A 10,114-nucleotide genomic window follows, 5' to 3' on the forward strand; every position below is an offset into this window, starting at 1 on the left:
ACGGACTCCGGCACCCACGGACTCCCGAGCCCACAGAGAAGGAGGTGATTTCGTCGTGTTCAGCATTGTGATGGACAGAGCTGTCGCCGAGATCACCCGTCCGTGGGAGAACCGGCACGGCGCGGCCTTCATGAATGCCGTCGTCGGTGCCGTCATTGGTGCGCTCGCCGACCGTGGTACGTCCGCCGCCGTCCTCACGGTCCAAGCCGATGATCTGTCGGCCCAGGAGTCCGCGTTCCCGAACCCGGCGGGGAGCGTGGCGTCGGCGTCCGGCTATGCACACCGTCACCTCACCTTCCGGGGATCCGCCCACGATCCGCTCCTGGACTAGCGCCGACTGGAGCCGAGTCCGAGGCCGCGGATCCCGATGGGGACCGCGGCCTTTGTCGTTTCGCTTCCTTCATCCCACCCGAAGACCAACCTGTCTCGGAGGTGACACCGGTGTTCGACCCCTCGGTCGTTTCCCGGATCGAGCGGGATCGTCTCGTCCTGCCCTGCTGGGACGTAGATCCTGACATGTTCTTCGCTGAGTCCCCGGCGGACGTGGAGACCGCCAAGGCCGTCTGCCGAACCTGCCCTATCCGGGCGGCGTGCCTGTCCGCCGCGCTCGACTGTGCCGAGCCCTGGGGAGTGTGGGGTGGCGAGCTGCTGGTGACCGGTAGCGTCGTCCCGCGCAAGCGGCCCCGCGGCCGTCCGCGCAAGGAGCGCAAGGAAGAAGAGGTCGCCGCCTGAGCCCTCCGTGCCACCCGTTGATCACATGGGGGCGGCGGTGGCATCGCCGCACCAGCACGGGCGGGACACCGGATCGTCGGTGTCCCGCCCACCGGTGTTGCCGCGCTTTTTCTTCCGGTGGTGCCCGCGGCCCCGGTACTGTTCCGGCGTGCCCAGCAGCGAGCGTGTCTACCCGGTGTCCACAGGTGCGGGTCCGGCCGGAGCGCCGGGACTGACCGCATCCGACGATCTTTCTCTGGCCGTTGCCGTCCTCACCAGTCCCGAGCTGGCCGCGATCGTGGATCTCGTGGCCTGGGTCGATTCCGGCTGGCTCTACGTGGCGAACGCGATCGGTTCGTCGCGGTTGCCGGTGGCCGATCCGGACGGTCCCCGGGAGCTCCGCTTCGGGCGTGACCCGCTCGGGTCGGAGGATCCGATGCACGGCGTGCCGCTCGCGGCGGCGCTCGCCGACCCGTCACCACCGAACGAGCGCAACTCCTACCCGTTCGCCGGACGGCGACTGCTGTCCGCCTTCGCCGATCCCAGCCGTTCACCCGATCTGATCGTCGTACACACCCCCCGGCACTACTGGCCCGACCGCGGCGGCCACCTGGGTGAGCACGGATCGTTGGATGCCGGCCAGTCCCGGGCTCCGCTGATCCTGTCCGGCGCGGGCGTGCGGGCCCGGGGCCCGCGGGCCGGCGCGGCGCGGGTCATCGACATCGGACCCACCCTCGCGGCCCTCGCCGGCGTGACCATGGCGGATGTGGAGGGGACGCCGCTCACCGATCTGGTGGGCCCAGGGGCCCGGTACGTCGTCGGCCTGCTCTGGGACGGGGCAAACAGCAATGACGTCCTGCACCTCGCGCACACCGGCGAGCTGCCGGGGGTCGCGCGTCTGCTCGCCACCGGGACGGCCCTGACCGGTGGCGCGATCGCCGAGTTCCCCAGCGTCACGTTGACCAACCACACCTCCGCGCTCACCGGAGTCGGGCCGGGCCGGCACGGCATCCTGCACAACGTGTACTTCGACCGGGCGACCGGCGAGCAGGTCATCGTCAACGACGTGCGGACCTGGCATTCCGCGTGCGATCAGCTTCGGGACGGGGTGGAGACGCTGTTCGAGGCCCTCGTGCGCGACCGGCCCGGGGCGACCAGCGCCTGCGTGAACGAACCGGTCGACCGGGGTGCGGACTACTCGACCTTCGGGCTCGTGCGGGCCGCCGGTAACCACGGCGGGGCCGGCGATATGGGGGACTACCTGCCTCCGGCCGACGGCGACCCGCACGCCACCGCCCACTGGGTAGGGGAGAGCGCCGACTATGCCTGGTCCACCCGGGTGGACGCGCTCGGCCTCGCGCAGGTCCAGCAGCTCTGGGCGGCGGACGCGGTGCCCCCGGACCTGATGTGGTGGAACACCACCATTACCGACACCGGGCATCACGGGGGCGGGCCCGTACTCCGAGCAGGCCCGCGCCGCGCTGCGGGACGCGGACGCCCGGTTGTGCGCCTTCCTCGACCTGCTCGCCGAGCGGGATCTGCTGGCCGAGACCGCGATCCTGCTGACCGCCGACCACGGTTCGGAGGCGGCGGATCCCACCTGCCAGGGCGGCTGGGGGGCTGCGCTGCGCGCCGCCGGGGTGCGTTTCCGGGACGAGGGATACGGTTTCCTGTATCTCGGCGTCGACATCGTCGACATCGTCGAGCAGCCGGGGGGCTGACCCGTCGGGCCAGGCCCGTCAATAAGCGTCGGTCACGGTTGCGGGGTCGGAGAAGACTCCTCGTCCGGTGCCCGGCGCGGGGCGGCCTTGCGGCCTGACCGGGGTCGAGCCGCGGTGGAGCGGTTCGCCGGGGTGGAAGGCCGGCTCGGTTCGGCCGGCTCGGCCTGCATGGGCAGCGCCGCGGGGGTGGTGGCCCGGTCGGCCGCCGCCGCAGTGTCGGCCGCCGACCTCCAGACCTCGTCCTGGACGAGGAGAGCGGGCAGGGGACGACCGGGCCGGTTGGCGTCCTCGGCCGCGCGGGCGGTCGCCGTCCCCGGTTCGGCGAACCCGGGTTGCCAGCGATCCATCTCGTCCCGGAAGCGGCCGGTGCTGCCCAGTTGGCACAGGATGCCGATCGCGCCGAGTGTCACCCGGTGGATGAGCAGGTACGACGGCGGCAGATTGAGCTGGCGACCGAGCTGTGCCGCCGCCGACCGCCAGTCTCCGAACCTGGCGGCCTCCTTGCGCAGCCAGCCTCGGGAGAAGGTGAACTCCTCCACCGCGATCGGCTCCAGCACCGGGGCCAGATAATCCAGCAGGTCCTCGGCTCGGATTTCGGCCGACGGCGGGATGAAGCCCTCACAGCGTAGTCCCTGCTCGACGGCGTCGGCGTCCCCGGCCAGGGTCTGTCGAGCCAGCCGGCCGATCGGCGCCGGCAGGCCGTCCGGCAGGCGGTTCACGGCACCGAAGTCCAGGACGCCGAGCCGCCCGTCGGACAGCAGACGGAAGTTGCCGGGATGCGGATCCGCGTGCAGCAGACCGGCGCGACCCGGGCAGGAATAGAGAAACCGCACGAGCAGCAGGCCGGCGGCGTCGCGCTGCTCCGGGGTACCGTCCGCGATGATGACGGACAGGGGGATTCCCTCGATCCACTCGCTCACGAGCACCCGGCCGGAACCGGCCAGCGGCCAGGGGATGACGACGTCCGGGTCGTCTGCGTACGCCTCGGCGAAGGCCCCCTGCCAGGCGGCCTCCAACCGATAGTCGAGCTCCTCGGCGATCCGGGCCTTGAGCTCCTCGACCAGCGGCTTGATGTCCAGCCCGGGAGTGACCGCGCCGAACAGCCGAGCGGCCCGGCCGAGCTGGGTGAGATCGGCGAGCAGAGCGGGACCCGCTCCCGGATACTGCACCTTTACCGCGACGGCCCGGCCGTCGGCCCAGACCGCCCGATGCACCTGGCCGATGCTGGCTGCCGCCGCCGGAACGTCGTCGAAGCTTGTGAACAGCGAGCGCCAGTCCGCTCCGAGCTCCTCGGCGAGCACGCGGTGCACCACCGCCGCCGGCAGCGGGGGCGCCGTCTCTTGCAGCCTGGTCAGCGCCGCCCGGTAGGGCCCGGCGACGTCGTCGGGAAGCACCGCCTCGAAGACGGACAGCGCCTGGCCCAGTTTCATGGCGCCACCCTTGAGCTCCCCGAGTACCCGGAAGATCTGCGCGGCGGTGCGCTGCTGGAGCTCGGAGGCGACGGCCTCGGCGGGGCGACCACCGATGCGTTTGCCGACGCCGAGGGTGGCTCGGCCGGCTATGCCGATGGGAAGCGTGGCCAGCTTGGCGGTGCGGACGACAGCCCGCCGTGGGATCTCGGACACCGCTCCATCGTGCCCTGTTCCGCGTCGTCACGGGTGCCGGCCAGGCGTAATGACTCCAGGACGCCAAATGGCTCCAGGACGTCGACGCGGCGACCGCCCGCGGAGTGGAACGGTCACGCAGGTGCCACTGGCGAAGAAGCGTCCGCCGACGCGGCCGCCGATCGGGCGGTGCGGCAGGGACAGTTGGGGTGGACCGGCCAGGTGCGTCGGCGGATCCGCCAGCCGGGAACGGTGAACTCCAGCGTGCCGTCGGCGGTCACCGGTAGGCCGGCGGTCACCGGTAGGACTGTGCGCGGGGGAGTCAATGCAACGAAGGTCTCATTGTTGCTGCTTGCTGTCGGTGGCAGGTAGGCCGAGTTGTCGGGATGTTGGCCAGGGGTGGGGCCCGTGACGCCGGATAGGTCGGATAGGGCGGGTGGAGGCGAGGCGGCGAGGTCCAGAAAGGCCAGGGCCTGCATGGCGGTGAGCGCGGCGACAAGACCCGCCAGGGTGATCTCGCAGGCGCCCGGGCCCGGCGGCCGGGCGGTGGGCCATCTGCATGGCGAGCACCGGCCAGACCGGGTTCCGGGAGTACCGGTGGAGATGCTGGCAGTGCAGGCACGCGGTCACGGTCGGCACGACGAGCGGACCGACGATCCCCGTGGTCTCCCGCACCCCGGCCACGAGATGGGCGGTGCCCCGGCCTTCCAGGTCGAGGCACTCCCCAGGGTGGATCATCGGCAGACCGACCGGAGCCAGCACAATCAGGTCCGCGGCGAACCCGTCCTCGTCGGGCCGGCGGTGCCCGGCGGCCTGCCGGCTGGCCCGGGTCACCGCCGCGCCGGTGGCCAGGGACCGGGGACGCCCCACATCGTCGAGGCGCAGGCCGCCCGGGGAGACGTCGGCGGCGGTCGTCACCTCGGGATCGTCGATGACGACCCGGCCGATCCCGGCCGCGGCGAGCAGGGCCGCGACCTGAGCACCGACGCGACCGGCGCCGCGCACAAGAACACGCATCGCCCGGCGGGTGGCGAGGACCCGGCGCGCACCGGCCGGATCTTCTGATACCAGGGACAGCGCCGCCAGATCGGGCGACAGGCGGTCATGCTCGACCGCGGGCAGCGGTGCCGCACCGGGAGGCGCCGTGGCGTCGTCCAGCAGGCCGGCCTCGGCGAGCAGGTCGAGCAGGACCCGGCCGGCGGAAGTGCCATCGAGACGCAGCTGCTCCAGCGTGCGGCTGCCGTCGAGGGCGTCGAGCAGGGCGGCGTCTGACGGGGCCAGGTCGGCGAGGAGGACGGCGCGTGCGGTGTCGATGCCGAGCTGCAGGGTGGAGCTGTTGTGCCAGAGCCGGCGCAGGCCCGGCTTGAGGATCGGGCGCATGGATCCTCCGGGTGTTCCCGCCGGCCGGTCGAGGCCGGGGAATCGGACCAGGATGGGCCGGTCACGGCGACCGGCGGATCCTCAGCGTGGCACGTCCGACCGGCGAAGGGGGAACGCCCGTGGATCGCTGTGGACGTGCTGTGGACGAAACTGTGGATCACCCCGGTCCGCCCGGGTTACCTGTCCGGCTTGTCTGGTCCGTCGGATCCGCCATCGGCGGGTGGGGCGCCGCGGAGTTTCTCGATTTCGCCGATCGGGTCGTCGAGCGCGCTCGACGGCGCGCCGGACACGAACGCCTCCGGGGCGGCGAGATCTGCCGCGGTGGGCAGCAGATCGGGATGCGCCCACAGCGCGTCGCGACCCTCGTGACCCCGGGCGTCCCGTACCGCCTCCCACAGGGCGGCGGCCTCCCGCAGCTTGCGTGGCCGCAGGGAGAGACCGACCAGCGTGGCGAAGGTCTGCTCGCCCGGACCGCCTTCGGCGCGACGGCGCCGCACCATTTCGCGTAGTTTGCCCGCGGCCGGCAGATGACCGGCGGCCGCGGCGTCCGTTACATGATCGACCCAGCCCTCGATCAGCGCGAGGATCAGTTCGAGACGGGCGAGCGCGGCCTTCTGCTCGGGGGTGGTGGCGTCGCTGAACACGTCCTCGCCGAGCGCCTCCGACAGCCGTTCAGGATTCATCAACGCCGTCGGGTCGACCATCCGCATCACCCGTCCGACGGCCTCGGTGTCCACCGCGATGCCGCGGGCGTACTCCTCCACCGCGCCCAGGACGTGGGCGCGTAGCCAGGGGACGTGCGCGAACAGCCGGTTGGACGCGGCCTCCCGCAGCGCCAGGTAGATGCGTACCTCGTCCTCGGGGATCTCCAGGCCCTGACCGAAGGCGACGACACCCGCTGGGATCAGGGCTGCGGTTCCGACCGGTCCGAGCGGCAGCCCGACCTCGGTGGAGGAGACGACCTCGGCGGCCAAGGTGCCGATCGCCTGCCCCACCTGGGCGCCGAACAGCATCCCGCCGACCCGGTTCATCATCTGCATAATGGGGCCGCCGGTGGCCATCAGCCCGCTGAGGTTGAGCCCCGGGGGGAGCGCGCCGCGCAGCTCACTCGGCAGCTCGATCCCGCCGCCACCGAGTTGGTTCAGCCCGCTGGAGATCCCAGTGCGCATCGCCTCGACGACCTTCGTGGCGATCGGGTCGCAGAGGGTCTGCCAGACCGGCAGGGTCTTCTCGATCCACTCCTGCCGCGACCAGGCCTCGGCCGCCGTGGCTCCGGCCGGCAGCGAGGTCACCGCGTCGAGCCAGACGTCGGCGATCCGCATCGCCTCGCCCACCGGCTCCCGCTGGGCCGTGGACACCGCGGAGTCGGTGTCGCCGAGGAATCTGACGGCCACCTGGCGGGCCAGCTCCCAGTTGACCGGACCGCCATGCCAGGACAGCAGCCGTTCGAGCTCGGCAAAGAACGGGGCGCCGCCACCGAAGGGGGGTCGGGGCTCGTCGCCGCCGCCAGCGGGCGTGAAGCCGAACGGGAAGTTGCCACTCATCGGCCGTAGCCTCCTCGGGAGGCGGGCAGTCGCACGCACAGTTGGCACATGAACCCACGGTAATGCGTTTTCTGCCCAACGGGCGAAACGGCGCTGGCCCCGACCGTTACGGTCGTAGCTGTGGAACCGACGTGTTCTCTGGCGGGGCCCCGCCGACCGCTCCCGCGTCACCCGCGCCTCCTTCGTCACCTTCGCCGTCTCCGTCGTCCGCGCCGGACCCGGACCCGGACCCGGTCGCGCGGGTGACGCTCGCCGAGATCCGGGACGGCGCTCTGTCGGTGGACGAGTGCCTGGCTGCCGTGCGGTTCCCCGGTGTGGGGGGGATCGCCCTGTTCGTGGGCACTGTCCGGGACCAGGACCAGGGCCGCGGGGTGACCGACCTGACGTATCAGGCGCATCCCCGGGCCGGCACGGAGATCGCCCGGGTCGCCGGCGACGTCGCCGCGACCGCACCGGTGCTGGCCGTCGCGGTGGTTCACCGTACCGGTCACCTCGCTGTCGGGGACACCGCCGTGATCGTGGCGGTCGGCGCGGCCCACCGGGCGGAGGCTTTTGCCGCCTGTCGTCGTCTGATCGATGACATCAAGGAGCAGGTTCCCATTTGGAAACACCAGATTTTTGCGGATGGCGCGGCGGAATGGGTAAGCGCCTGCTGATCGGGGCACCCTACGATAGAAATAAGTCATCTTCTTGCCCGTCTCGACGTCGAGGCTCCCATGTGGTTCCTGTTGATCCCCCCCGTCGCCGTGCTCATAACTCTTGCGTGGGTCGCCCTACGCAGCCGTCCCGACCGCACCTCCGAAGCCATGATCACGATTGAGGGCTACCGGCGCAGTATGGCCGCGCTGGCCCGACCGATCCCCACCCAGCACGAGGTTCGTACCGTTACCGCCCTCGACGAACCCGGCCATCCCGGCCATCCCGGGCGGTCCGCCGCGGCCGGGGCACCGCCCTCCGAGAGACACACGGCGCCGCCGTCCGAGTCCACCTGATCGTCTCCGTCCGGCGGCCGGGGCATCTCACCGGCCGCCGGGCGGCGGTTCAGGACCGAGTGATCCTTCGAGTCCCTCGACCGTGCTTTTGATCTCGCTCTTTACTCCCCACTTCCCGGCCTTCCGCGCGGCCTTCCGGGACTCCGCCACGGCCTTCCGCCGCGCCTTTCGGGTCACCGAATGCCTTTCGGCACCGATCATCGCAACCCCGGGCCGTCGTGGCGAACCTCGGTTCCCGGACGCTGGGACGAGGGTTGTGAGCCCTGGTACATAGACTGTGAGCATGGTCCGGCGCACCCAGACCCTCGTGGTCGCGTCGGTACTGGCTTTGGTTCTCGTGGTCGCGGGGCTGTGGATGCCGGTACCGTTCGTCACCTTGGCCCCCGGGCCGGTCACCGACACTCTCGGCAGCGTCGACGGGACGTCCTTGATCACCGTGGAAGGCCGGCGGACCTATCCGACCGCCGGCAAGCTCGAGCTGACCACGGTCGAGGAGACGCCCCGGCTCAACCTCGTCACCGCGCTGCAGGACTGGTCCGACTCCGACCGGGCGGTGGTGCCCAGCGAGCTGATCCGGCCGCCCGGTTCGAGTCAGGAGCAGATCCAGCAGGAGAACGCGCAGGCGATGCTCGACTCGCAGGACCAGGCGACCGCGGCAGCGCTCGCGCAGCTCGGTATCGCGCCCACCGGCCGTTCGGTCGTGGTCGCCGGGGTCCCCGCGGGCTCCCCGGCCACCGGCAAGCTGACGCCGGGCGATGTGATCACGAAGGTCGGCGGGGTGGCCGTGGCCAACCAGGAGGAGCTGCGCCGGCAGGTCGGGAAGGTGACTCCGGGCCATCCCGTGACGGTCACCTATCAGCGCGACGGAAAGACGGCCACGGCCACCGTCACGACTCGGGCCGCCACCGACGACCCCGCTCGCGCCATGATCGGTGTCACCACGACGGAGAAGCGGACCTACCCGTTCACGGTTCGTATCCGTATCTCGGATGTCGGCGGGCCGAGTGCCGGGCTGATGTTCGCGATGGGCATCGTGGACCTTCTCACCCCCGGCGCGTTGACCGGGGGAAAGATCATCGCTGGCACCGGGACGATCACCTCCGCCGGTGAGGTGGGACCGATCGGCGGTATCCAGCAGAAGATCCTCGGGGCCAGGGTGTCCGGGGCATCGATCTTCCTGGTCCCCGCGGGGAACTGCGGCGACGCCCGCGCGATTGACTCCGGCGGTCCGCGCCTGGTGAAGGTTGAATCGCTGGCGGGCGCGCTGAAGGCCGTCGACGCCCTCCGGGCGAATCCGGCCGCGGCGGTGCCGTCCTGCTGAGCGCGCCCCAAGCGCGCCCCATCCGTGCCATGCGCCATCCGTGTGCGCCCGGTGCTGCTGTTGTGCCCGGTGGCGCCGGTGCCGGAAGGGGACGGGCGGCTGCCGTGCGCCGCCGCCCGCCGGGTCGACTCACTGGAAGGTCGCGAGCAGCCCGTCGACGAGGTTGTCGGCCAGATCCGGATCGATGACGAGTTCGTCGTCTCCGCGGACTCGCAGGCAGGACGCGTGCAGCCCGCTGCGGGTGACTCCGACGGCGAGGCGGACGTCCTGGCGTTCGGGATGGTTCGCCGCCCAGTACTCGATCTCGTGATCGGAGTACGGAGCCTCCTCCTCCGCGCTGGGCGGCAGGACGACAAGCTCGGTGACCAGCACGCACCCGAGCACCTCCGGCGGCCATCCGATCCCCGCCAGCACCTCGTCGAGCCGTCCCACCGGCAGCGGTTCCTGCTCGACCGGGGTCAGTGACCCAGGCGGGGAGTCGCCGATGTGGGGGGCCAGCGCGGGTTCTCGCGCCAGCAGGTCGGCGGTGTCGGCCAGCGCGTAGACCTGGCTGGGCTGATCCCACCCGGAATCGGCGACGTGCCGCTCGACCTCGAGTACGACGGAGGTCAACTCCGTGATGTTCGGGCTGTTCACCGACCCATCCTCTCCGATCTCCCCAGAGCCCTTGGCGTAGGTTGCCGTACTAGCGCGGTACGCGCCCCGAATCACCGACGCACGGAGGAACCTGTGGCAACCACCAGTCGCCGCCCGGTGCTGACCCGCACCAAGGTGCTCGTGCCGGTGCTGCTTGTCATCGTCCTCGCGATCACGATCATCGCCGTCTTCACTCAGCTATACA

At 71.4% G+C, this 10,114-nt stretch carries 10 protein-coding genes; 6 read left to right on the forward strand and 4 right to left on the reverse strand.

Going from position 1 to position 10,114, the window contains the following annotated elements; all coding sequences use genetic code 11:
• The 3 genes from ACY45C_RS15765 to ACY45C_RS15775 form a co-directional block, all read left to right on the forward strand.
• On the forward strand, positions 1-331 hold a 331-nt coding region (locus tag ACY45C_RS15765), incomplete at its 5' end, for a hypothetical protein (protein WP_462188347.1).
• Positions 332-441: 110 nt separating this feature from the next.
• A complete protein-coding gene (locus ACY45C_RS15770) occupies positions 442-732 on the forward strand; it encodes a WhiB family transcriptional regulator (RefSeq protein ID WP_462188348.1) in 291 nt (96 codons plus the stop codon).
• A 7-nt stretch (positions 733-739) separates the two neighbouring features.
• The gene (locus tag ACY45C_RS15775) at positions 740-2,530 is read left to right on the forward strand and encodes an alkaline phosphatase family protein (RefSeq protein ID WP_462188349.1); all 1,791 of its coding nucleotides are present in this window, start codon (positions 740-742) and stop codon (positions 2,528-2,530) included.
• On the opposite strand, the gene ACY45C_RS15780 is transcribed toward ACY45C_RS15775, so the two are convergent.
• From ACY45C_RS15780 to ACY45C_RS15790, 3 genes are all read right to left on the reverse strand, one after another.
• Positions 2,465-4,057: an ABC1 kinase family protein gene (locus ACY45C_RS15780; protein ID WP_462188350.1), complete on the reverse strand. Its 1,593-nt coding sequence runs from the start codon at positions 4,055-4,057 to the stop codon at positions 2,465-2,467. The genes ACY45C_RS15775 and ACY45C_RS15780 overlap by 66 nt on opposite strands.
• Before the next feature lie 318 nt (positions 4,058-4,375).
• A complete protein-coding gene (locus tag ACY45C_RS15785; RefSeq protein ID WP_462188351.1) occupies positions 4,376-5,416 on the reverse strand; it encodes a ThiF family adenylyltransferase in 1,041 nt (346 codons plus the stop codon).
• Between the two features lie 176 nt (positions 5,417-5,592).
• Entirely contained in the window at positions 5,593-6,960 is a 1,368-nt protein-coding gene (locus ACY45C_RS15790; protein ID WP_462188352.1) for a zinc-dependent metalloprotease, read from the reverse strand.
• 242 nt (positions 6,961-7,202) lie between these two features.
• Here ACY45C_RS15790 and ACY45C_RS15795 point away from each other — a divergent pair, with 242 nt between their 5' ends.
• The 3 genes from ACY45C_RS15795 (at position 7,203) to ACY45C_RS15805 (ending at position 9,273) form a co-directional block, all read left to right on the forward strand.
• Positions 7,203-7,616 (forward strand): molybdenum cofactor biosynthesis protein MoaE, encoded by a 414-nt coding sequence (locus ACY45C_RS15795; protein WP_462188353.1) that lies wholly within the window; start codon positions 7,203-7,205, stop codon positions 7,614-7,616.
• Positions 7,617-7,676: 60 nt separating this feature from the next.
• Positions 7,677-7,952 carry a hypothetical protein gene (locus ACY45C_RS15800; protein WP_462188354.1) on the forward strand — a complete coding sequence of 92 codons (276 nt, stop codon included), beginning with the start codon at positions 7,677-7,679 and terminating at the stop codon, positions 7,950-7,952.
• Between the two features lie 283 nt (positions 7,953-8,235).
• A complete protein-coding gene (locus ACY45C_RS15805; protein ID WP_462188355.1) occupies positions 8,236-9,273 on the forward strand; it encodes a YlbL family protein in 1,038 nt (345 codons plus the stop codon).
• A gap of 129 nt (positions 9,274-9,402) precedes the next feature.
• Here ACY45C_RS15805 and ACY45C_RS15810 read toward each other — a convergent pair whose 3' ends face one another.
• Complete coding sequence (locus tag ACY45C_RS15810; RefSeq protein WP_011438157.1) at positions 9,403-9,909, reverse strand: PPA1309 family protein; 507 nt, start codon at positions 9,907-9,909, stop codon at positions 9,403-9,405.
• Positions 9,910-10,114: the final 205 nt, after the last annotated feature.

The sequence above is a fragment of the Frankia sp. CcWB2 genome (genome assembly GCF_977927585.1).

Coding starts and splice junctions, on each gene's coding strand:
- ACY45C_RS15790 (WP_462188352.1), bottom strand. CDS start 6,960: ATGAGTGGCAACTTCCCGTTCGGCTTCACGCCCGCTGGCGGCGGCGAC.
- ACY45C_RS15805 (WP_462188355.1), top strand. CDS start 8,236: ATGGTCCGGCGCACCCAGACCCTCGTGGTCGCGTCGGTACTGGCTTTG.
- ACY45C_RS15785 (WP_462188351.1), bottom strand. CDS start 5,416: ATGCGCCCGATCCTCAAGCCGGGCCTGCGCCGGCTCTGGCACAACAGC.
- ACY45C_RS15800 (WP_462188354.1), top strand. CDS start 7,677: ATGTGGTTCCTGTTGATCCCCCCCGTCGCCGTGCTCATAACTCTTGCG.